Origin of the sequence: Halalkalibacter kiskunsagensis (assembly GCF_037027555.1) — a bacterium.
Lineage (GTDB): Bacteria > Bacillota > Bacilli > Bacillales > Bacillaceae_D > Halalkalibacter > Halalkalibacter kiskunsagensis.
The window spans coordinates 75,823-99,018 of the sequence record NZ_JAXBLX010000002.1 but is presented as its reverse complement, the minus strand read 5'-3'; the positions used below and the strand labels follow the sequence as shown (position 1 = coordinate 99,018).

The following is a 23,196-nucleotide window of genomic DNA, read 5'->3' as shown; positions in this document are numbered from 1 at the left end:
AAATGTGGGATCATGCTATAATAGGGGCGCATAAAAGGACGGAGTTGAACGATATGAAACAAAAACAAGTAGAAAAAAAGGTAAGTATGCAAATAGGGCAGCAATTTCCGCTTACGATTAAGCGCTTAGGGATCAACGGAGAAGGGGTAGGGTATTTTAAAAAACAAGTTGTTTTTGTTCCTGGGGCTCTTCCAAATGAAGAAATTGTTGCAGAAGTAACTAAGGTAAATCCAAGGTTTGCAGAAGCAAAAGTGATGAAAATTCGGAAAAAGTCAAACGAACGGATCGAGCCGCCTTGTCCAGTTTATACAGAATGTGGCGGATGTCAATTGCAGCATATGAAATATGAGGCAACCCTTCGTGAGAAACGAGATATTGTTCGTCAGGCTTTTGAACGTTATACAAAGCTTGATGTAACTAAACGATTGCTTCATGAAACAATTGGGATGGATGACCCATGGGATTATCGAAATAAAAGCCAGCTACAAGTAGCTAAAAAAGGTGAAGAAGTGATTGCTGGCCTATATGCGATGAACTCTCATAAATTGATCGATCTTTCGGAGTGTAAGGTGCAACATCAAGCAACCAATAAAGTCACACAAGTCGTTAAACAAATATTAGCAGACCTAAATGTATCGATCTATAATGAACGCAAGCACAAAGGGGTCGTAAGGACGATCGTAACACGTGTTGGCTTTGCAACCGGACAAGTTCAAGTAGTTCTTGTCACAAAAGAAGAAACATTGCCAAGAAAAGAGGCAATCGTTTCGGAAATACAGAAACGACTACCCGAAGTGACATCAATTGTTCAAAACATTAATGGACAAAAAACATCCATCATTTTTGGTGAAAAAACAGTTCATTTGGCTGGAGACGAGGTAATAGAAGAAAAGCTCGGTGATCTCTCTTTTGGTTTATCTGCACGGGCGTTTTTTCAATTAAATCCAGCACAGACGGTAAAGCTATATAATGTTGTGAAAGATGCAGCAAAGTTAACGGGAAAAGAAAAGCTTGTTGATGCTTATTGCGGCGTCGGTACGATTGGACTGTGGTTGGCAAGTGACGCAGCCGAAGTAAGAGGAATGGATGTGACCCTTGAATCGATAGACGATGCAAGGGCCAATGCGAAAAATCATGGGTATCATCATGTTACCTATGAAGTAGGAAAAGCGGAAACGTGGCTCCCACGCTGGAAGAAAGAAGGGTGGAAGCCTGATGTTGTCATTGTAGACCCGCCTCGCTCAGGATGTGATGACAAGTTGCTCCAGACAATTATTGAAGTAAAGCCTAAGCGAATGGTGTATGTTTCTTGTAATCCGTCCACCTTAGCAAAAGATGTTGATCGTTTATGTAAAAAAGGTTATAAAGTGAAGTCAATTCAACCAGTAGATATGTTTCCTTGGACATCTCAGGTTGAAAGTGTGACAGAGCTTGAGAGAAGAGAATGATTACACAAGCAGTAAAAATGATTCAAGCCGAACGACTGCGTTTTGGTATAGAAAGTAAGCATATGAATGTATACAAAAGTTTTTATGAGTTACCTTTTTCTGGTGTTTTACACCGGTACGGCTATATCAAAGCATTAGAATATAACATATTTGCCCAACATTTTCAGCCTGAAAAAAGTAGAGGAACTGTCTTGCTGCTGCATGGCTACCTCGATCATGCTGGATCATTAAGCAAGACCATTTGTTTCTTACTTGAACAGCACTATGAAGTGATTTGCTATGACCTACCTGGTCATGGACTTTCTAGTGGGGAACGAGTGACGATTAATTATTTTAAAGAGTATCTTGACACATTAAAAGTTGTTTATGATTCACTCGTTTTACCGAGAACAAATAGCCCCTTTCTAGTAGCCCATAGTACAGGTGCGATGATCGGATTGGAATTTGAAAAAAGAAATAAAGGTTCGTTTTCTAAAATGGCACTTATTGCTCCCTTATTTCAACCGTATTTATGGCGTATGACTAGTATTGGGCTAGTTTTAGCAAAACCTTTTTTAAGAAAGTTCAAGAGGGTATTTACACAAAATTCTAATGAAGAGGCGTATCTTTCTTTTACGAAAGAAGACCCGCTACAGGAAAAGGTCTTACCTGTAAGTTGGCTTCATGCTTTAGGTAGGTGGTTCAAGGACGAAGGTGAGGAGGTACGTGAAGATCTTTCTTTTTTAATGATTCAAGGTCAGAACGACCGAACCGTAAATGGAACGCTGGGAATAAAAAAAACAATCTTGTTGTATCCCAATAGCACTATCACATTGATAGAAGATGGGCGTCATCAGTTGTTGAATGAATCAGAAGTGATTAGGGAGCAAACGTTTTTTATCTTACGGAATTACTTGTCAACATAAAGTTGAAATGGTCTGGCTTCTTTTGTGGCCAGACCATTTTGGTTAATTATCTACGTCTCTAGATTGCATATTCATTTGTTCAGCTTGCCGATATGCATCTACCATTCCCCATATCCACATGATTGGATAGGTTATGAAGCCAATAAAAATGAACATTAGTAGTGCGTTAATAAATTGAATAATCATAAAGGCGATTCCTTTTCCTATTTGGCCATTGTAAATTTGGCCAAGTCCACACCATAGTGCACTAAGAACTGCAGCTAGTCCGGCATTTTTTAGAGGTTGAGTAGGTTCTGTAGACATTTGGCATCCCTCCTTATAATAGCTGTTACATTTAAGAGTATTAAAAGGAGCGATAATAAATGCCTGTTAATTTTTATGATGATAGGTAATTTCCGAAAAAAATTGTGTGACATAATTCCTATGAATTCTCCAATTATGATTGTTTTTTCTTTAGTTTATCAGGAGCTTAGGAGGTTTTCGTTGGAATTTGTCGAATAGAAATAGTTGTAGCATGAATTACATAATATTAATGACTTTTATTATTGCAATCCTTACTTGTAACAGAGAGAACGAATGTAAAGGAGGAGAAAGATGAACCTTTATAAAGCACATTTTGTACATCCATTTACTCAGGTACCATTAATTGTTTATTTTAATCAGAGTAATGGACACGTCACCTTTGAGAAAGATAACGAAATACTTGAACTTCTGCTAAAGCTTCAAAAAGAACTAGCTCAAGATAAACAATTTCTTGAGAACATAAGCGAAGCGTCAAACATATGTCAAACGCAGTATCCTGTGAAGTCTTTTACGGATGTGTATGAATTTTTAGAGACACTTGGAGTTACGAAAGATGATCTAACATTTCAACAGTTGCATCTTCACTAAAGAGGTATTTCAACAAGGGTGCATTTGTTTTTGTTAAAATACCTTGAATAATGAGAGAAGCCATTAATTGTCCCATCAAGCTCAACAAGAATGGTTTTAGCCTTATTGAGCTAACTCGAAAACGTTCATGACAAGGAGTAATACTTATGAAAATAGTTATAACTTGCAAGCTACCCAATGAAGCAATTGAGTCATTGTTAGAAACGTACGAAGTTGTCATGTGGGAAGTCGAAAACGAACCTATGCCTCGTAAGAGATTACTTGAAGAAATACAAGATGCTGATGGTCTTTTTACAAATGTGGCAGATCAAATTGATAAAGATTTACTGGCGCATGCTAATTGTTTAAAGGTGATTAGTACAATGGCGGTCGGCTATGACAATATTGATTTAGAAGAAGCTAGAAAAAAGGGGATAGTAGTTGGCCATACGCCGGGGGTATTAACAGAAGCAACGGCAGATTTGACATTTGCACTATTAATGGCTTCTGGAAGACGGTTGGTAGAAGGGATGGATATCATCCGCCAAAATAAGTGGAAAAGCTGGGCACCATTCTTTTTGACAGGTCAAGAAATTAACAGGAAAACAATTGGAATCATTGGGTTAGGGAGAATTGGTTTAGGCGTTGCGCGCAGAGCAAAAGGTTTCTCAATGGAGGTCCTGTATCATAATAGAAGTAGAAATGAAGAGGTTGAGAAAGAACATGATGCCAAGTATTGTGAGCTAGATGAACTGCTTGAGAGGTCTGATTATGTTGTACTTCTGGCCCCGTCAACAAAAGATACTTATAAAATGATGGGGAGAGATCAGTTTATAAGAATGAAAAATTCAGCAGTATTTATCAATACATCTAGAGGAACGAATGTCGATGAAGATGCTTTATATGAGGCTTTGAATAGTGGCGAGATCTTTGCTGCTGGATTGGATGTTTTTGATTCAGAACCTATTCACTCAAATCACCGTATATTACAGTTGAGAAATGTGACGGTGTTACCGCATATCGGAAGTGCTGCAATTGAAACAAGAATGGCCATGGCAAGGCTTGCAAGTGAAAACTTGCGTAATGGGTTAGAAGGACGCCCGTTAGTCCATCAAGTGAAGTAGATCATTAGAAGCGCGCTAGGACATGTTCCTAGCGCGCTTTGTTGAATAGTTATATATGTATAGCGTTCAGAAGTAGATTTAGTTCATCGTTACTTTAGGAAGTGTAATGGTAAAACATGTTCCAATTCCTTGTTCACTCTTGACTTGTATTTCACCACGCATCGCTTTAACGATACTAAAAACAACCATTGTGCCAAGACCTGTACCTGTTGTTTTAGTTGAATAGTAAGGTGTTCCTAATCTACGAATTTGCTCCTTGCTTAACCCGATCCCTGTATCTTCAATGGAAATAATCGCATGTTTTTCTGATTCCTTTAAACAAATTGTTAGTTGCCCGTTTTTAGGCATAGCTTCTATCCCATTTTTAGCAATATTAATGAGACATTGGTGGAACTTTTGACGTTCACCTGCAATAAAAATATTACTCATTTTCAGAAAGTTAACCTTACAGTTCCGCATGGTCGCATAGGGAGTAACGACCTTAATAATGTATTCTAGTTCTTCATTAATCTCCAGTAATTCGACGTTTTCTAATGAAGGTTTAGCAAACGTTAAATAGTCAGATATGATTACTTCAGCTCGTTCCAACTCATTGAGTGAGAGCCGAATATAAAAATCTTTTTTTTCTTCGGCTATACTCTTATCTTGGAGAAGTTGAAGAAAGCCCTTTGTTACAGTAAGTGGATTTCTAACTTCGTGAGAAATACTTGCAGCTATTTCACTAACGACTTTTAGCTTTTCAAGTTCTTTCAGTTCACTAAGGACATAACTTTCTTTTTTAGCACGTTCAATAAATGTGATGAAAAAAAACATGACAATCACTTGAACTCCATAAAATAAGGAAAGAGAGAGCCAGCCTCCTTTTGTTAAGTTTACATTAAAAATAAATATAACATAGAGTAATAATAGTACACTTAAACCATTTGCTATAACGGCTATAAGTAGTTTAGATTTAAACTTTGCAGCATCTTGAAAACGAGGTGTTATAAAACACAAACCAAAAAATATCATTGTGTAGATAATGATAGAAGAATAAAAACCAGCATCAATCCCTAGAATTCCTCGGTACAAGAGTAAGGTAATTAATAGAAAGAAACCAACTTTACGTCCACCATAAAGAACACCTATGATAAAAGGGATCTGCCTAAAGTCAAAATAGAAACCGGGAGACGGTGAAAAGGGAAACGTCATACATAGGATAATGGAAAGCACTGAAATGACACCAATTAAAAATTCATTTGATACTTTATCAATTTTTCCCTCAATGTATTTATGGTAAATAAAAAACAGAAGAAAGATAAAGGAGAGGTTTAATAAAAACACTTGATGGTCAGATATGATGTCACTCACAATTTTCCCTCTTTTTCTACAATGTTTTTACTAAAGTACTTCTTTGTTACTAGTACAATATCCTTCTTAAAGGTAGATAAACTTTCTTAAAAATATTTTTCGTTAATAAAGTTTTACAAACATGAAAAACAGCTGACTTAATAATTAGCCAGCTGTTTTTTGTTTCTATTAATCTTCATCAACAGGGTAAACACCATTCTCGTCATGTACTTCTCTCCCAGTAATTGGTGGGTTAAATACACAAACCATACGCATATCGCCCTTTTCACTTGCACGAAGAAGGTGTTCGTCATTTTTATCTAATACATAAATTTCATCTTTCTTAATAGGCCATACCTTACCATCTGCAAGAGTCTCAACTTCGCCTTCACCTTCAATACAATAAACAGATTCAAGGTGGTTTTGGTACCAAATATGAGTCTCTGTACCTGCTTTAATAATTGTATCGTGAACGGAATAACCCATTCCGTCTTTTTTTAATACAAGGCGACGGCTGACCCAAGTACCGCCATCTACTTCTTGATCTGTTCCAAGTACGTCTGCTAGTTTAACTACTTTCATGTCTATTACCTCCGAGTATCTATTTCAATAAATATGAAGAAGAGGAGTATAGAAATCCTCTTTTTATTAAGATGTTACTAATTCTTTTGCTCCTAGAACAGCTTTCACACTGTCTTCAATAATTTCAAACCCTTTTTCTAAGCCTGCGTCATCAATAATTAATGGAGGGAAGAGCTTAAATACTTCATCTTTTGGTCCCGATGTTTCGATAATAAGCCCACGTTCAAACGCTTCTGCAGCAATTTGACCTGATAACCCTTCAATTTCAGACTTAATCCCGACCATATAACCACGACCACGAGCTTCACCTTGTAATTCAGGATAGTCTGTAACAATTCTTTCTAGGAAGCTAAAGATTTTCTCCGATTTTTCTTGAATGTTCTTTTCGAAGCTTTCATCTTTCCAATATGAAAGAGCAGCAGTTGCTGTAACAAATGCATGGTTGTTACCACGGAAAGTTCCGTTGTGCTCACCAGGAGACCAAATATCTAAATCAGGGCGAATAAGTGTAATTGCAAGTGGCAAGCCGTAACCACCAATTGATTTAGACATACATACGATATCTGGTTTAATTCCAGCTTTTTCAAAACTAAAGAACGTTCCAGTACGACCTACACCTGCTTGCACGTCATCAACGATAAGCAAAATGCCCCAACGCTTACAAATTTGTTCTATGCGTTGTAACCACTCGAAACTAGCAGCATTAATACCGCCTTCACCTTGGACTGTCTCGAGGATCATTGCAGCAGGAATTTCAACTCCGCTACCTCCATCCTCTAGGAAACGCTCGAGATACTCCAGAGTGTCGAGGTTGTCATTAACAAAGCTATCATAAGGCATTGTCACAACATTTTGTAATGGAATTCCAGCACCTTTACGCTTAAAAGCATTACCAGTAACTGAAAGTGCTCCAATTGTCATACCATGAAATCCGTTTGTAAAACTAATAATATCTGTACGCCCAGTGACTTTACGAGCTAATTTCAATGCACTTTCCACTGTGTTTGTTCCAGTAGGACCAGGAAACATAATTTTATATTCTAGATTTCTTGGTTTTAATATAACCTCGTTAAACGTTGTTAAGAATTCAGCTTTTGGTGCTGTTGCCATATCAAGTGAATGCGTGATGCCGTCACTTAAGATATAATCGACTAACTTTGCTTTCATTGCCGGATCATTATGCCCGTAATTGAGTGCACCTGCACCAGAGAAAAAATCTAGATATTCTTTTCCTTTTTCATCCCACATTTTGTAGCCTTTTGCCTTTGTGAATACAGTAGGAAAACTACGGCAATAACTACGTACCTCAGATTCAAGCTTTTCAAAAATTTTCATGTCTGTTTGACTCATTATCTTTTTTCCTCCTAAATTACCTATACTGGGTAATGTATTTTTGTTCGTTCATCATACCTAGCCTTTTTATGTTAATCCTTATTTAATCGGACCTACTCGGAAAGTAAGTTCTTCTTCATGACCTGCTTCAGGGAAGAGGTCTTCTGAAAAACACTCACTTACTTCACATTCGGTATTATAACTACGGGCTAAGCGACGGAATAGCGCTTGAGATGCTTCATTTGATGGAGTAACCGTAGCCTCAACATATTTAACCTCTTTGCAGCCATCGCGCTGCACAAGATCATCTAGTAGTTTTGAAGCCAATCCTTTTCCTCTTTGCGAAGAATGAACACCGATTTGCCAAACAAATACAACATCTTGTCGCTCTGGAGGAATAAAAGCAGTGACGAATCCAACAACTTGATCGTCTTCTTTCGCGACAACACATGTTTCAGCAAAAAACTCACACATCATAATATATTTGTAAGCAGAGTTTTGGTCGAGTGTCGACTCATTTACTAATTCCCACATTGCTGCTCCATCTTCAACAGTTGGTTTGCTAAAGCTAACCGAATCTATTTTTACAGGAGCAGGAGCCATTTGACTTTTAATGTTGGTATCCCCCTTACATCCATATTTTGTTTACTTGTATAATCATAAGGGGAGTCGGAGCATGACGCAACTTAGCTTAACAGGGATTAACTAGCATGAGGAACGCTTAGCTGTGATTAAGGTATGTAGGGGCAATCATTGCTGAAAATGCTTCTAAATGGTTAAGTATTCTAACTAATTGAAATAGACAGATTGATCTTAAACTTCGAAACCCTTATTAGATAGGGGGTTGAAGCTCTAGAGAAATCTAAAAATTAATAATAAAAGAGAAAGATAAACCTTTAAAAAAGGCTATCTTTCTCTTTTAAGGTCAGCACATCTTTATGATTTGCTCCTATTTGCTATGCGATCAGCAGCTCGAAACTCTGATCCGAAACGGACTTCTTGAGCCTTTCGCAATGTACTACGTTCTTCTTGAGCACGGCGCTTCTTACTTTCCATACTGACCACCACTTTCTATAAGTTTAGTAGTTAGTATAGTCAAAATTGATTAATATTAACCATCTTACGCTTCTTTTATTTCAAGTGCATCTTGTGCCGTTCTCATTAAATGAAGGTGGTATTGATCTTTCTCGATTTGAAACAGATTATATACATCATTTTCTGCATTGATTTGATTATAGACATCGCTTCTTATTTCATTTGCAAGAGTGCAATAAGGTAATTTATTTGCAGCCATGTAAGATCGTATGTTTTCTTTGCGTATCCGCATAAATACCGTTTGGATATCACAAGAGAAAAATAGTTCTTCAAAAAAAGCGTCCTTTGCTGTCTTATTATAGCCCTTGCCAAAGTAAGGCTTTCCTATCCACGTTCCTAAGAAACCACTTTGATTCGAAATGTCAAACAAATTAATCGTCCCAATCGGTGCACCCCACTCATCGACAATTGTGCGGGAGATGAGTTCGCCGCGCTCTTCAGCTTCTATTGTCTGTTTTGTTAAGAATACAAACTCATCATATGAATATGCCTTCTGACGAACAAATGGAAACACGGCCGGGTCCACCAACAATTCGAACAAAGCATGACAATCAGCGACGTCTCGTTTTTTTAAAATCACAAAAAGCCCTCCTTTTATTGAGGGGGAGATGTCGCTCCACCCTCGAATTTAATAGTCGTTCATATCAAATTCGGGGTGGGAATCGAACCCACTAGAACCAGCATCGCTGGTGGCGCACCAATTGCCTTCCCAATGCTCATATAATTGTCTATAAAGCAGTATAGGGGATTCTAGCGTGTTTATCTTAGGTGAACAGTATAATTTGAGTGAAATACGTTCGTTTACTCTTGAATCCATTTATATATTAAATGTTTTTTTCAGAAAAAGATACCTGTTTTTTATTAATTTTTCGTGAAAAAATCTGCCAAATTGATCATATTACCATTACAATTTGAATGTACCTTCTAAAGCTTCATTTAATGTAGGAAATACGTACCGATAGTTTAGTGATATAGCTTTATTTGGCAATACTTTTTGACCATCAAGGACAAGGGTACTCATATCTCCTAGCAAGATTTTTATTACGAATGCAGGAGTGGGAAGATAATGAGGTTTTTTTAAAACAGTTGAGATAATTTTTCCGAATTCATTCATTGTTAGGGGAATAGGTGCTGTAATATTAAAAGCGCCTTCAATGCTTGATTGAAGCATTGCAAATTCAAACAAACGAATCGCATCATCAACATGAACCCAACTTATCCACTGTTTCCCTGACCCAAGTCGCCCACCAATGAAAAGACGATAGGGAAGTACCATATGGTTAAGTGCACCTTCCTCCTTATCCAATACAACTCCAAGTCGGCAGCACACCACTCTGACACCCTGTTCTTTAGCAAGTTCAGCTTTTTTTTCCCATTCTTGAACGACATGCGAAAGAAAATTTTTCTCACTTGGTTTAGAGTGTTCGGTAAATGTTTCGGTTAATGAGTTGCCATAATAGCCAATGGCTGAGGCATTCACTAATACGTCAGGTTTGTTAGGTAATTTTTTTATTAGAGCAATAACAGAACGAGTTGAGTGGATGCGACTTTGCAGGATTTTTTCTTTTCGTTTGGAAGTCCATCTTCCTTGGCCAATTGATTCTCCAGCGAGGTTAATGACTGCATCAAGCTTACCCAGACTATCTTCTGGAGCAGCATGTTCGTTGAGCCATTCGACATAATGAACGTGAGGTTTAGCTGGTTTGTTTGAGGCATCTCTTGTTAAAATGAAAATGGTATGTCCTTGTTCAACTAGGTGAGTGGTTAATTTAGTCCCGAGAAATCCGGTGCCTCCGGCAATCGCAATATTCATAGTTTTGCCTCCTTGTTCTATATGAACTTGCTCATAAATGTGGAATGTAATAAAAAGGGATATATAGATAGTGTACGTTTAAATGTAATGTTTTTCAAAAAAATAGCTACAAGCGAGGTGGCCTAAATGACAGTAATTGCAAAAATTGAGGTTCAAAAACGAAACAAAAGTCGCTACAACATCTTTCTAAGTAAAGGACATGGAGCTGAATATGCCCTAAGTGTCGATGAGGACTTATTAATAAAACACGGATTAACGAAAGGTCTAGAAATAAATGAAGAGAAATTAATTGAATTAATTGATGAAGATGAACAGAAGAAAGCATATAACCTAGCTATTAATTACCTATCGTATCGTCCCCGGTCAATTTTAGAAATGCGTCAGTATTTAGAGAAAAAAGAAAAAGAAACAAGGCATATTGATCAAGTACTTGATCAATTAGTAAATCAAGATTTATTAAATGATAAAGAGTTTGCTTCTGCCTATATTCGCTCAAAACGGTTAACACTCATGAAAGGACCATTGAAGTTAAAACAAGAGCTTAAGCAAAAAGGGGTAAAGGATTCAATTATTGATAACGCACTAGACTATTATTCAAAACTTGAGCAAATTGACCAATTAGTCAAATGGTTAGAAAAGCAACAAACAAAGCGCAGCAGCAAATTGTCGATCAATGCTTTTAGAGATAAGCTTACAAATCAATTGTTAACAAAAGGATTTTCTCGGGAAGTAATCGTTGAAGCGTTTAAGCTAGTCGATTTTCAAAGTGAGCAAATAGAAGAGTGGGAAGCTATTTGTTTTCAAGGAGAAAAAATTAAAAGGAAATTCGAAAAAAAATATACTGGTTGGGAGTATTGGCAAAGAGTAAAACAGCACCTATATCGCAAAGGATTTTCGATGGAATTAATTGATCGTTATATAGACGAAGGGGAAGAGTGAGTTCTCCTTTTTTTATTTCGGAAAAGTTTGTGAAACGTTGAGCATTTGGTGATATAATAGAAAAAAGAAAGAATTCCAATACTAAAGAACATCTCAGTCTCAAAAGGAGGAGGAAAATAGATGATGACAGTTATCGCGTTAACACCAATAATTGCTGTATTAGTCTTCTTGGTCATTTTGAGGATGCCAGCAATGAAAGCGATGCCAATAAGCTTATTCGTTACAGCAATTATTGCTTACTATTTTTGGAATGTACCGGTTGTTCAATTGGCAGCAGCATCAGTAGAAGGAATATTAATTGGTCTTTCTATTTTATATATTGTGTTCGGGGCGATTTTCTTGTTAAATACATTACAAGCTAGTGGAGCAATTGATACGATTCGCAATAGTTTCCTTGGACTTAGCAATGACCGACGTGTTCAAGTCATTCTTATTGCGTGGTTATTTGGTGCTTTTATTGAAGGGGCAGCTGGCTTTGGAACCCCAGCTGCCATTGCAGCACCTCTGCTTGTCGCTTTAGGTTTTCCACCTCTTGCTGCTGTTGTGTTAGCACTAATAGCCGATAGTAGTCCGGTTTCATTTGGGGCCGTAGGAACCCCTGTTATTGTTGGCGTGCAGCAAGGATTACAAGAAGGAGCTGAATTAGCTCCAGTAGCAGCACGCTTTTTAGCCGATGTAACGATGACTGATTTTCTGCGCCATTTGGCGTCACAAGTTATGCAAATAGATGTCATCGTTGGAACCTTTATGCCTCTTATCTTAATTCTTATACTGACCCGTTTCTTTGGTGAAAACCGCTCATGGAAAGAAGGACTCGTCATGTGGAGGTTCGCTATTTTTGCTGGAGTGAGTTTTACTGTTCCAGCGTTAATCGTAGCAACATTTATCGGACCTGAATTTCCAGCAATTATCGGAGGTTTATCCGGATTACTATGTGTTCTATTTGCTTTAAAAAGACGTTGGTTTTTGCCAGAAGAAACGTGGGATTTTGGAAAAGAAGAAACTTGGAATAAAGAATGGTTTGGGACAATTGCCATAGACAAAAGCAAAAAGCCTGTCACTTTATCGCTTTGGCTTGCGTGGCTTCCGTATGTCTTACTTGGATTCATTCTTGTATTAACTCGTCTTGATGTTTTGCCAATTAAACAATGGCTGCTAAACTGGGTTATTGGTTGGGAAAGTATACTTGGCACCGAAATTAGTGCTAATTTTCAGCCTTTGTATTTACCTGGAACGATCTTTTTACTTGTTGTTGTTTTAACCTTCTTTATGCATCGTATGAAAATGGCTTCACTAAAGATGGCATTTTCAGTGTCAGGAAAAGCTCTAATTGGGACGTCTATAACATTATTTACAGCGGTTCCAATGGTTCGGATTTTTATTAATTCTGGAGTAAACTTTGCTGGACTTGAAAGTATGCCAGTAGAGCTAGCATATCAAGCATCAGCTTATTTAGGGGATGCCTGGCCATTTGTTGCTCCTTTTATAGGGGCATTAGGGTCATTTATTTCCGGAAGTGCAACATTTAGTAATATGATGTTTTCTTTATTTCAAATTAATGTGGCAGATCAAACGGGGCTTAGCCCGATGCTTGTTTTAGGACTACAAGTACTCGGTGCTAATGCAGGGAATATGATTTGTGTAGTAAATGTAGTTGCTGCAGCTTCTGTCGTTGGTCTTGTTGGGAAAGAAGGAACTATCATCCGAATGACGATGTTGCCGATGCTTTATTATGCAGGTTTCTCAGGGGTAATTGGCCTAGTGTTATCATATTTGTTGTAACAAGTTCTTTCCTCTATAATATAGGGGATGAAATGGGGGAGTAAAGGACATGGACCAACAAAAAAGGTTTAGTGAAATGACAGAGTATGAGCTACGAACAGAAATTGCCCGTTTAAACGAAAAAGCGAAAAAGGCGGAGCAATTAGGGATGTCAAGTGAATTTGCAGTTTATGAGCGCAGAGTACTATTAGCAAAAGCATATTTGCTTAATCCTGATGATTACGAGCCTGGTAAAACATATGAAATTGAAGGAGGATCAAGCTTTCAAATTTCCTATATGAATGGTTATTTCGCTTGGGGTTATCGTGATAATCAGACGACTCTTGAAGCGGTTCCTATTTCAATAATTCTTAAAAGGGAAGGAGAGGCTTAAAAAAAGCTTCTCCTTCATACTAATTACATTATCTTTGTGCTTTACGGTGAGACCTAACTTTAATATCGGTTTGACTCATTTGGGTCTCGCCGCCTATTTGGTGTGCTGAGTGCTTTGGGTTCGCACGTGGTGAATCAAATGGACTTTTATATTCTTGTCCGGCTTGGAAATTCTGACTCCTCTTACCCATAGTATGGCACCTCCAGAAAACGTTGGTGTAATTAACGTTCATTAATTACTTATATTAATTGTTCGTATCACCATCAGAAGTTCTCATACGATCACGAGGACGAGTGTTAATATTTAAATCTGCTCGCTTGGATTCGTTTTTATTTCTAATATCTTTTGGTGAATTCCCCTCGAACTTAATATGATTCGGAAAGCCTTTTGCTTTATTTCGCATTAGTGGACCTCCTTCCAACGTGTTCAATAGTAGTATAAGCACATGAGTTTTAAGTTATAAGGCGAAAACATTGTCAAAGGAGGAAACTGTATGGAAGATCGTTTTAAACGTTTGACTGATCAGTTATTATCAATTAATTCCAATATTACAGCATCTCAAGCAAGAACTTGGGTAGAAAATTTATGGGAAGATTTTGAAACAACTAGAGCTAAAGGTGGTTGGTCATATAAAGGTCAAGATGCTACCGAGAAAATTGTTGTTAAGTGGATAGAACAATATGGACCATTTTTACACAAGTATACCTCGACAAAAGAAAAGTTCTCGCATTTGAATCAGGACGACGAACTTAAACATTAAAAAAAGATGTGTGAAAAGGTTTAAAAACAGCCTTTTCACACATCACATTACTCCGTAACAATATTTAGTTTCTTTTGAAGGGTGTCTTCGCTAAATACCCAACCAGTGTAAGAACTTATAATATCTAAATCTTGATTAAGCGCAACAATAGCTACAAAGGGATAGTGACCTTTACTACGATAGCGTAGGTCAATAAAGCGAACCTCGGTTATCCCGTCTTTTTTATCTTCAACTTCCCATCTGTAAGAGGGTGAAAATGATAAAAAGGCAGACAAGTTAGAGTCTTTTCTGGCGGCATTAATAACAGGAATATCTGGAATAGGATCAAATGAAAATTGTTCGAAATATTCAATTTCATTATTTCTAGACTCTGTAACAAACATAATTTCAGGTGTTCTAATGACAACATGCCATTGGTTCCAACGGATTGTGGGTGAAACAAATACATGTGTAGCGTCTGGGTGTAAGGTTTTTGCATGATTGACAACACGTTGTTTCTCTGTAATACGCCATATATAATAGCAAATTAACACGAAATACAGAACAAGAATGGTTGGACCAGGTGATACTAGTCCTAGGCCCCATATTGCAAATGCAACAAGATGGCTAAAAAAGATAAATGGATCAAAAATATTAATAACACCGAGTGCGATCCATTTATTAGAAAGAGGTCTTAGTGCCTGTGTTCCATACGCATTAAAAATATCAACAAATACATGCAAAAAAACAGCGATAAAAGACCAAAGTAAGACTGTGGGCCAATTTGTTTCAGGGGTAAATGAAATGATCCCAAAAGTAATTAATATTGGCCACAGAAGGACTGCTGGCAAGGAATGAGTGATTCCACGATGGTTCCGTATGTATACGGCATTATTTCGTAATTTTAATATGGTATCAAAATCAGGTGCTTGGGAGCCAATGATTGTAGCTATCATGATCGAGGTGGGAAGTATTGGGTCATTTGCTATAGACGGATCGATGGTTGCTAATCCTCCGAGTGCAACACCCATTACCACATGTGTACCTGTGTCCATCGTGTTGAGATACCTCCTTAAAAGTTTAGATGTGTGTACAATGGCTTTACATGCCGCGCTAGCAGATTGAAAAAAACACTACCTCTCTCGAAGCTTAAAACGGTTTCGCTCACTGCTTTGCGATAGTTCATAAAGGGAAAGAGCTTTCCCTTTATGAACTATCTTTTAAAAGATGATATAGTTTATTTATACCCGAAATATGGATGATTAAAAAGGGGAGAAGCAAAGAAATGACGAAACCTTTACAGATTTTTATGGAATATAAAGTTGATGAGACAAAAATCAAAGAATATGAAGTTGCGATGACAGAAATTATTAAAACACTTCCTAATTATGAAGCAGCAAACATTCAATGGTATGTAGCTGAAGATCAACCTTATTTATATGTCGAAATGTATGAAGTACCTACATCATCGCATTATCAAGTATTAAAAAAAATACGTCGGTCTACAGATCACCCTGTTTTTAGTCAAATTGTACCATTTATTAGCGGAGGAGCAGAGAAAATACATTGTTGGGCATTTCAAAGGAAGGAATAGTGAATAATCAAGTGGAACAAGAACAGCTTAAAAATTTTAAAGTTACAACTTTTCAACAAGATTTAGTAAATTGGTTTAATGAAAATCAGCGAGAATTACCTTGGCGAGAGTCAAAGAATCCATACCGTATTTGGGTTTCTGAAGTGATGTTACAACAAACAAGGGTAGAGACAGTAATTCCCTATTACCAGGCCTTCATACGTGAATTCCCAACACTTGAGGATCTTGCTGAAGCGGAAGAGGATCGTATCTTAAAAGCATGGGAGGGTCTTGGGTATTATTCGCGTGTACGGAATTTACAAAGCGCTGTAAGAGAGGTCGTCAGCCAATACAATGGAGAGGTACCAGATACACGAGAGAAAATCTCAACATTAAAAGGTGTTGGTCCCTATACAGCAGGAGCTATTTTAAGTATTGCTTACGGCAAACCAGAACCAGCTGTTGATGGCAATGTCATGCGTGTATTATCACGAATATTATTGATCGACAACGATATTGCTAAATCATCGACACGAATTATATTTGAGAAAATACTCTATGAGCTTGTTTCAAAAGTTGATCCATCTTCATTTAATCAAGGCTTAATGGAGCTCGGAGCACTTATTTGCACACCGACTTCGCCTGGCTGCTTATTATGTCCAGTTCGCGAGCATTGTCGTGCCTACGAAAAAGGAATCCAAACGGAACTGCCTGTAAAATCTAAAAAGAAAAAACAAACGTCAAAACTAATGGCGGCCGTCGTTATTCGGAATGATCGTGATGAGGTATTAATTGAGAGAAGACCGTCGACTGGGTTATTAGCAAGACTTTGGCAATTTCCAAATTTCGAGACGAGTATTACCGATAATCAATCAAGTGTTCTAAAAGGAAAATTATTAAATGACTATGATATTGATGCTGAAATTCAAGAACCTATTCACAAAGTAGAACATATATTTTCGCATCTGATTTGGAATATCTCTGTTTATGAAACAATCGTTTCAGGTAGACCAGGAGAAAGACAAGCTTCAAGAAAATGGGTAGAGATAAGCGAATTAGAAAAGCATGCCTTTCCAGTGTCACATCAAAAAATTATTAAACAGTCAATTATATAAGAGGGGATTATAAAATTGAGATGAATGTCTTTCTCTTTTACAGAAAAACTTCGATGCAATAAACACAGTTTGTTAAGTCATCACACACACTTTTTGAAGAGGGCTTTATCAAGGGTTATTATAGATGAAAAAGAAGCAAATCCCAAGGCCGCTAAAAAGCAACCTTTTTCAGTGGCCTCGCAATTCCCCATTGCATAGTCAGTCTGTACAATTATGGAGAAAATAGGAGTATGGGCTATTATGCAAGCTCAACTAAAAATTATCCGAATATTTAAATAAGCGATTGACAAGCCCGAAATTGTTTGTTTTAATAGAGTTAGATTTGGTATACAAAATACCATAAACCAAAGAGGCTATAACTAAGAGGAGGAATATGAAATGGCAGAACTATTATCACGTGAGGAATTTAGAAAGCAATTAGAGGAAGCGATTAAAGGAAATCATAGTGAAGCAGCACCGTTTACAGTAGCTTGGGCAACAGGGAAGTTGAAAAGAGAGCACTTTGCTAGATGGGCAGAAAATCACTATCATTACGTCGGGCCATTTGCGGATTACTTAGCGAACATTTATATGAATACACCAGAACAATACACGGATGCAAAAGACTTTACATTGCAAAACATGTACGAAGAGGAAATCGCAGGGGATCGCCACACAGATTTGCTAATTCGTTTCGCTGAAACATGTGGAACAACAAAAGAGCGAGTAGAGGATCCAAAGAACATGCTTGCAACAACACGAGGGTTGCAAAGCTGGTGCTACTCCGTTGCATCAAGAGAGAATTTCGTTGTGGCAACAGCAGCGTTAGTAGTTGGTCTTGAATCACAAGTTCCAGCAATCTATCGTAAACAAACGCCAATTCTCAGAGAACAATACGGATTCACAGATGAAGAAATTGAATTCTTTGACTTGCATATCGTATCGGATGAAATTCATGGTGAGCGTGGATATTCCATTGTACTTGAGCATGCGAACACACCAGAATTACAGCAACGTTGCTTAGACATTGTTAGAACAGGGGCTGATATGCGACGTATGTATATGGATGGTTTGTATCAAGCTTATTTAAAAGGTGATATTGAAGAGCCTGTATCTGTATAAATTTTCCTATCTTCTTATGGAAGAGTAGTCGCCTAACATGCTGACTACTCTTTTTTTGAAGGAGAGGAAAGAACGAGTTTGATTTATTTTGAAAGGAATCGGGCGCGAGCCAAGTTTTTCGAATATCTTTGTTGTATACTTTACATAACTATATAGAAAATGATGGAGGGGTTGTAGATGAAGGAATGGTTAGAACAAGATATTTTATCGATTCGTGAGAGAGCCTATTTATATTTAAAAAACCTTATATTGGAAGGAGAATATAAAGCAGGTGACCGCTTAGTAGAACGAGAATTAGCTGAAAAACTTAAGATAAGCAGAACGCCTATTCGCGAGGCTTTGTTCCGCCTCGAATCACAAGGTTTTGTGAACACGGTCCCACGTAAGGGAGTTATAGTATCTCATACATCTACTGATGATATTATTGAAGTATTTACAATTTTATCTTCCTTGGAAGTTCTTGCATCAAAGTTAGCTGCACAGAAATTAAACGAACAAACGAAAGAAGAGCTTGATTTATGGATTGAGCGGCTAGAGTTCGCGTTAAATGGTAAGGGAGGTGGTGACTTGTCTCATTTGCATATTGAGATCAGTCATGTTCTTTACAAAGCAGCAAAAAGCCCTAAGTTATATGAAATGCTTGTTGATTTAATGGACTATATAAGAGCGTTTGCTACTATTGGGCGAAAAGTTGAAGGAAGAATGGAAGAGGCGATGAAAGAGCATCTCGAAGTATTCAAAGCAGTAAGAAATCAAGAAGTGGAAATGGCTGAATATTTAACAAAGATTCATATTGAGAATTCGAAGAAAGCCTATCTAAGTTCTATCGAAAAATCAAAAGAAAATGAAAGCTAATATAAAAATTAAAAACGACTGAGCTAATAATTACTCAACTTTCGCACCGATAAAAGTTCAATAAGTTCAACCAGCAGTAGTTGCTGATGTTATTCAAGTACTATCATTGACACATAAAAATGCATAAAAAAACACCTATCCGTTTGGTATAGTTGATTTGTCGAGAATCAAACATTCCATACAGAAGAGGTGTCCTCTATATGATAGCGAATAATGACCAAACTAAGCAACTACCAAATGAAATAAAATCTACCTTTAAAGAACTAAAAGTATTGAAACATCTTAGAAAAGCTGGAATTACCAAGTCTTTTGGCTTTACCTGTGCTTATTTATTTCAGCTCATTTTCTGTTTGATCTTTGAAAACAAAAACTGGTTTCGAACACTCGAAAGTAAGAAATCTACGGATATTCCAGCTAAAGACGCGGTCTATCGTTTCTTAAACCGTTCTACTTATTCATGGAGAAGGTTTCTACTTTTATTAAGCACACACTCGATTGAAAAAGTAAGTAAGCTTACGAATCATGAGCGTATCAAAGTGCTGATTGTTGACGATTCTTCATATGATAAAAATCGAAGTAAATCGGTTGAACTTCTTACGCGTTGTTTTGACCACGCTTCTCAAAAAATGCGCTTTTACAAAGGCTTTCGTATGCTTACATTGGGTTGGTCTGACGGTACAACGTTTATGCCTGTAGACTTTTCTTTATTGAGCTCTAAAAACAGTGTTATCAATGGAATGTCACATAAAATTGACAAGCGCAGTTCTGATATAAGCGCCGTTTAGAAGCTTTACAAACTGCACCTGAACATATTCCGACGATGATTCAACGTGCAATGAACACAGGTAAAGAAGCTTCTTATGTGCTGATGGATACTTGGTTTACACATCAACCGCTTATTAAAGAGATCCATGATCAAGGTCTTGATGTCATTGGCATGGTAAAAAACTTAAAGCAACGTTATCTTATCCATGATAATAAGGTTAGTTTGAAGGAACTTTATCAGTTAGCTTCTCCTATTCAAGGAAAGAAAGGAATTCTTCGCTCAATTCAAACGAAACAAGCCAATGGCATTCCAGTTAAATTACATGACTGACAACAGAAGTAATAATGTCAATAGATGAACGTGTTTTTTTAGGTGCGAAAGTTGAGTACTTATTATTTTTGTACGGACTCAATACCGTAAATTAGGAGGAAAATGAATGTCTGACTCTATATCTAATACTCCACTAAACGTTACGGAAAGGGGACTTGTCTGTAGATTTACCAAAAGAAGGAGCACCTTTATTTTTACTTATTGTGATGGGATTTTGCTCGACAACTTTGGATTTAGCCAAGAAGATGTGTATGGAAAAAAGCTAGAAGATATATTCCCTAGTGAATTGTCCGGTATCATAAACAAGTATTGTTACCAGGCTTGGGAAGGTCAATTTATTCAATATGAAACAAAGTTAACAGGTAATGATTATATAGCTTTTTTAGCACCTTTATTTAATAATGGTGAGATTGTAGAGGTAATCGGCACTTTCATCCAAAGTAACAAACCTTCTTTAGAAAATGAGCTGGTAAATACAGACTCTTTATATGAGGACGTTCTTCAAACGATGTCAGAAGCTGTAATCATAATTGAAAAAGATGGTAAAGTCACCGCTTTAAATGAAAACTTTCAAAAGATGATCGGCTTAATAGGTGATTATACATATGGGTGGAAGGAAGTTGAATATGTTGCAGAGGATGGATCCCATTTACCTTACTCTGAACTACCTGGAGTGAAAACACTAGAGAAGGGCATTTCCTTCCATAACTCGATTGTGGGAGTAAAGGACATCGAGAATAATCAAATTAAATGGCTTTCAGTTAACTCAAAACCTCTTACAATGCGTGATCATAGTGATCGGGCCTCACTTGTAAGTATTTCTGATATTACAGAAAGAAAAGAAATGGAGAACACTTGCATTCAAGCAAAAGAAGAGGCTGAAAAAGCAAATAGGGCTAAATCGGACTTTCTTTCTAAAATGAGTCATGAATTGCGCACACCGTTAAATGGGATTTTTGGTTTTGCACAGTTATTAGAGCTTGATGACTCGTTAAATGATCAACAACGCGATTATGTGCAAGAAATCTTAAAAGGAGGGAGTTTTTTATTAAGTTTAATTAATGAAGTTTTAGATTTATCAAGAATCGAAACGGGGAAATTAAAAGTTTCGATAGAAGAGGTCCCTCTTCTAAACGTTATCGATGAATGTATCAACATTGTTCAGCCTCTTGCTAAAAAGAAAAATATTCGTATTCAAAAACAACTAGATCTACAGCATCATATGGTCGTTCTAGCTGATCCTGTTCGACTGAGGCAAATACTCCTTAACCTTTTAGAAAACGCCATTAAATATAATCGGCAAAATGGAAACATCATGATCAACAGTTATTTAGAAGGAGACGATCAATTTGTTCATATTGTTGATACGGGTGTTGGTTTTTCAGTGGTAGAATATCACAAAATATTTGTCCCGTTTTATCGAGTGGAAGGTACAGAAGAAGAGGGGACAGGGATTGGGTTGTCTTTAGTTAAACAGCTAGTGCAGCAAATGGGCGGGAACATAAGTGTAAGGAGTAAAAAAGGCAAAGGTAGTGAATTTTGTTTTAGCTTGCCCCTACCAAAAAAATTAAAGCCTGTCATCCGATGGGAAGACGAGGTAGAACCTCTTAAGTCTGTAGAAGGAAAGTCAGAACACTACACTTTGCTGTACATTGAAGATAACGATTCCAATCTGAACTTGGTGAAAAACATTATTAAATCTCAACCTTCTTATACACTCTTATCAGCTAGCAACGGGAAAGAAGGGTTGGAAAAGGCTGCTTTTGAAAAAGTAGATCTGATATTACTTGATTTAAGTCTCCCGGATATGAATGGATATGAAGTGTTTGACATGTTAAAAGCAAAGGAACAAACAAAAGATATCGCTGTTATTGCTGTAAGTGCAAATGCGATGCCTCTTGATATTCAACATACTTTGGAAAAGGGGTTTGATAACTATTTGTCAAAACCAATTCATGTTAAAGAGTTTTTGAATACTGTAAGTGAGACATTAAACAATTCGATTACACAAAATATTCCACATCATACGATATTAAGCACAGGCCCGTATGGAGAAGAGGCGGTTTCAGCAAAGACGCTTCAATTATCTTTGACAGAGCTAAAAAAAATTAAGGAAAAGAAGTATAGGGCGGCTATAGCAATGCACTATGCCGACAATGATTGGTCAAAGTCTCAAATTGCAGGTGTAACATCAACTTTTGAGAAAATGGGGGTTGAGGTAATTGCTGTAACGGATGCACAATTTAAATGGGAAAAGCAAGTAGAAGATATTGAGACCATTTTGATTCAAAAGCCAGATATCATTGTAAGCATTCCAGTAGACCCAATCTTTACGGCAAGTGTTTATAAAAAGGCTGCTAACGCAGGCGTAAAGCTAGTATTTATGGACAATGTTCCAAAGGGGCTAGAGCATGGTAAAGATTATGTCAGCATCGTATCTGCTGATAACTTTGGCAACGGTATTGAGGCAGCTCATATTATGGGTCAAGAATTAGGAGGAAAAGGGAAGGTTGGCATAATCAATCACAATGCCGATTTCTTTGCAACAAAACAAAGAACAGAAGGTTTTGAAGAGACGATTAAGCAGCAATACCCCAGTATTGAACTCGTTGCCCAGGAAGGCTTTACCGACCCGAGTCATGGAGAAAAAGTGGCAGTTGATATGATTAGAAAAAATCCTGACATGAATGGCATGTTCGTTGTATGGGATGTACCTGCAGAAGGAGCGATGAAGGCAGCTGAAGCTGTTGGAAAAAGTGATTTGGTCATCACGACGATTGACTTAGGCTTTAATGCTGCACTAGAAATGGCCAAGGATGGAAGCATACAAGGATTGGGTGCCCAGCTTCCTTATCAACAAGGTGTAGCAGAAGCGATATTGGCAGGGTATGCACTTCTCAGAAAACAAACACCACCTTATGTGGCTGTTCCAGCTCTAAGAGTAACAAAAGAAAATCTTTTAGAAGCTTGGAGGCTTGTTTACAATGAGGATGCTCCCGATCTTATTCAACGTACATTAAAATAAGGAAAAGCCGAGTATCTATGCCAAAAGTGTATAGGTACTTTTATTAATAAGTATAGTTAAAAGGAAGTTATAAATAAAATAAATGGAACGCTTCCTCATA

General features: G+C 37.3%; 24 protein-coding genes and 1 pseudogene. 14 read left to right on the top strand and 11 right to left on the bottom strand.

Annotated elements, in window-relative coordinates; translation table 11 throughout:
• Nucleotides 1-53 precede the first annotated feature (53 nt).
• Together rlmD and SLH51_RS01675 are read left to right on the top strand one after the other, a co-directional pair.
• A complete protein-coding gene (rlmD, locus tag SLH51_RS01680; RefSeq protein ID WP_335958614.1) occupies nucleotides 54-1,448 on the top strand; it encodes a 23S rRNA (uracil(1939)-C(5))-methyltransferase RlmD in 1,395 nt (464 codons plus the stop codon).
• Nucleotides 1,445-2,353 (top strand): alpha/beta hydrolase, encoded by a 909-nt coding sequence (locus tag SLH51_RS01675; protein ID WP_335958613.1) that lies wholly within the window; start codon nucleotides 1,445-1,447, stop codon nucleotides 2,351-2,353. The genes rlmD and SLH51_RS01675 overlap by 4 nt, the downstream gene beginning before the upstream one ends.
• A 42-nt stretch (nucleotides 2,354-2,395) precedes the next feature.
• On the opposite strand, the gene SLH51_RS01670 is transcribed toward SLH51_RS01675, so the two are convergent.
• Entirely contained in the window at nucleotides 2,396-2,656 is a 261-nt protein-coding gene (locus tag SLH51_RS01670) for a hypothetical protein (protein WP_335958611.1), read from the bottom strand.
• Between the two features lie 291 nt (nucleotides 2,657-2,947).
• On the opposite strand from SLH51_RS01670, the gene SLH51_RS01665 reads away from it, so the two are divergent.
• Both SLH51_RS01665 and SLH51_RS01660 read left to right on the top strand, forming a co-directional pair.
• Complete coding sequence (locus SLH51_RS01665; protein WP_335958609.1) at nucleotides 2,948-3,244, top strand: hypothetical protein; 297 nt, start codon at nucleotides 2,948-2,950, stop codon at nucleotides 3,242-3,244.
• Nucleotides 3,245-3,390: 146 nt separating this feature from the next.
• Entirely contained in the window at nucleotides 3,391-4,347 is a 957-nt protein-coding gene (locus tag SLH51_RS01660; RefSeq protein WP_335958608.1) for a 2-hydroxyacid dehydrogenase, read from the top strand.
• Nucleotides 4,348-4,425: 78 nt separating this feature from the next.
• Here the strand turns inward: SLH51_RS01660 and SLH51_RS01655 are convergent, their stop codons facing one another.
• From SLH51_RS01655 to SLH51_RS01625, 7 genes are all read right to left on the bottom strand, one after another.
• Entirely contained in the window at nucleotides 4,426-5,697 is a 1,272-nt protein-coding gene (locus tag SLH51_RS01655; RefSeq protein WP_335958606.1) for a HAMP domain-containing sensor histidine kinase, read from the bottom strand.
• Between the two features lie 168 nt (nucleotides 5,698-5,865).
• Nucleotides 5,866-6,258, bottom strand: a complete 393-nt coding sequence (locus tag SLH51_RS01650) for an ectoine synthase (RefSeq protein ID WP_335958605.1) — start codon at nucleotides 6,256-6,258, stop codon at nucleotides 5,866-5,868.
• Nucleotides 6,259-6,324: 66 nt separating this feature from the next.
• Complete coding sequence (gene ectB / locus SLH51_RS01645) at nucleotides 6,325-7,608, bottom strand: diaminobutyrate--2-oxoglutarate transaminase (RefSeq protein ID WP_335958603.1); 1,284 nt, start codon at nucleotides 7,606-7,608, stop codon at nucleotides 6,325-6,327.
• Between the two features lie 81 nt (nucleotides 7,609-7,689).
• On the bottom strand, nucleotides 7,690-8,193 hold the full coding sequence (gene ectA, locus SLH51_RS01640) for a diaminobutyrate acetyltransferase (protein ID WP_335958601.1): 504 nt from the start codon (nucleotides 8,191-8,193) through the stop codon (nucleotides 7,690-7,692).
• A 333-nt stretch (nucleotides 8,194-8,526) separates the two neighbouring features.
• On the bottom strand, nucleotides 8,527-8,646 hold the full coding sequence (locus SLH51_RS01635) for a YfhE family protein (RefSeq protein WP_335958600.1): 120 nt from the start codon (nucleotides 8,644-8,646) through the stop codon (nucleotides 8,527-8,529).
• 64 nt (nucleotides 8,647-8,710) lie between these two features.
• On the bottom strand, nucleotides 8,711-9,262 hold the full coding sequence (locus tag SLH51_RS01630; protein ID WP_335958787.1) for a GNAT family N-acetyltransferase: 552 nt from the start codon (nucleotides 9,260-9,262) through the stop codon (nucleotides 8,711-8,713).
• A gap of 327 nt (nucleotides 9,263-9,589) precedes the next feature.
• Nucleotides 9,590-10,498, bottom strand: a complete 909-nt coding sequence (locus SLH51_RS01625; protein ID WP_335958599.1) for a TIGR01777 family oxidoreductase — start codon at nucleotides 10,496-10,498, stop codon at nucleotides 9,590-9,592.
• A 126-nt stretch (nucleotides 10,499-10,624) separates the two neighbouring features.
• Here SLH51_RS01625 and recX point away from each other — a divergent pair, with 126 nt between their 5' ends.
• From recX to SLH51_RS01610, 3 genes are all read left to right on the top strand, one after another.
• Entirely contained in the window at nucleotides 10,625-11,437 is an 813-nt protein-coding gene (recX, locus tag SLH51_RS01620) for a recombination regulator RecX (protein WP_335958597.1), read from the top strand.
• A 120-nt stretch (nucleotides 11,438-11,557) separates the two neighbouring features.
• Complete coding sequence (locus SLH51_RS01615; RefSeq protein WP_335958596.1) at nucleotides 11,558-13,219, top strand: L-lactate permease; 1,662 nt, start codon at nucleotides 11,558-11,560, stop codon at nucleotides 13,217-13,219.
• Nucleotides 13,220-13,268: 49 nt separating this feature from the next.
• Nucleotides 13,269-13,592: a YfhH family protein gene (locus tag SLH51_RS01610; RefSeq protein ID WP_335958595.1), complete on the top strand. Its 324-nt coding sequence runs from the start codon at nucleotides 13,269-13,271 to the stop codon at nucleotides 13,590-13,592.
• A 28-nt stretch (nucleotides 13,593-13,620) separates the two neighbouring features.
• Here SLH51_RS01610 and SLH51_RS01605 read toward each other — a convergent pair whose 3' ends face one another.
• Nucleotides 13,621-13,782, bottom strand: a complete 162-nt coding sequence (locus SLH51_RS01605) for a YpzG family protein (protein ID WP_332691472.1) — start codon at nucleotides 13,780-13,782, stop codon at nucleotides 13,621-13,623.
• Between the two features lie 54 nt (nucleotides 13,783-13,836).
• Complete coding sequence (sspK, locus tag SLH51_RS01600; RefSeq protein WP_335958593.1) at nucleotides 13,837-13,995, bottom strand: small acid-soluble spore protein K; 159 nt, start codon at nucleotides 13,993-13,995, stop codon at nucleotides 13,837-13,839.
• Between the two features lie 90 nt (nucleotides 13,996-14,085).
• On the opposite strand from sspK, the gene SLH51_RS01595 reads away from it, so the two are divergent.
• Nucleotides 14,086-14,352: a YfhJ family protein gene (locus tag SLH51_RS01595; RefSeq protein WP_335958591.1), complete on the top strand. Its 267-nt coding sequence runs from the start codon at nucleotides 14,086-14,088 to the stop codon at nucleotides 14,350-14,352.
• 47 nt (nucleotides 14,353-14,399) lie between these two features.
• Here the strand turns inward: SLH51_RS01595 and SLH51_RS01590 are convergent, their stop codons facing one another.
• Nucleotides 14,400-15,386, bottom strand: coding sequence for a metal-dependent hydrolase (locus tag SLH51_RS01590; protein ID WP_335958589.1), 987 nt, complete (start codon nucleotides 15,384-15,386; stop codon nucleotides 14,400-14,402).
• Nucleotides 15,387-15,616: 230 nt separating this feature from the next.
• Between SLH51_RS01590 and SLH51_RS01585 the strand changes: the two genes are divergently transcribed.
• The 6 genes and pseudogenes from SLH51_RS01585 to SLH51_RS01560 all read left to right on the top strand — a co-directional run bounded on the left by SLH51_RS01585 (nucleotide 15,617) and on the right by SLH51_RS01560 (nucleotide 23,096).
• A complete protein-coding gene (locus SLH51_RS01585) occupies nucleotides 15,617-15,925 on the top strand; it encodes a hypothetical protein (RefSeq protein ID WP_335958588.1) in 309 nt (102 codons plus the stop codon).
• Entirely contained in the window at nucleotides 15,925-17,019 is a 1,095-nt protein-coding gene (gene mutY, locus SLH51_RS01580) for an A/G-specific adenine glycosylase (RefSeq protein ID WP_335958587.1), read from the top strand. The genes SLH51_RS01585 and mutY overlap by 1 nt, the downstream gene beginning before the upstream one ends.
• Nucleotides 17,020-17,397: 378 nt before the next feature.
• Nucleotides 17,398-18,120: a TenA family transcriptional regulator gene (locus SLH51_RS01575; protein WP_335958505.1), complete on the top strand. Its 723-nt coding sequence runs from the start codon at nucleotides 17,398-17,400 to the stop codon at nucleotides 18,118-18,120.
• A 177-nt stretch (nucleotides 18,121-18,297) separates the two neighbouring features.
• Nucleotides 18,298-18,975 carry a GntR family transcriptional regulator gene (locus tag SLH51_RS01570; protein ID WP_335958585.1) on the top strand — a complete coding sequence of 226 codons (678 nt, stop codon included), beginning with the start codon at nucleotides 18,298-18,300 and terminating at the stop codon, nucleotides 18,973-18,975.
• A 200-nt stretch (nucleotides 18,976-19,175) separates the two neighbouring features.
• Nucleotides 19,176-20,062 (top strand): annotated as a pseudogene (locus SLH51_RS01565) (IS4 family transposase); the annotation flags it as partial.
• Between the two features lie 115 nt (nucleotides 20,063-20,177).
• The gene (locus SLH51_RS01560; RefSeq protein ID WP_335958583.1) at nucleotides 20,178-23,096 is read left to right on the top strand and encodes a substrate-binding domain-containing protein; all 2,919 of its coding nucleotides are present in this window, start codon (nucleotides 20,178-20,180) and stop codon (nucleotides 23,094-23,096) included.
• Nucleotides 23,097-23,196: the final 100 nt, after the last annotated feature.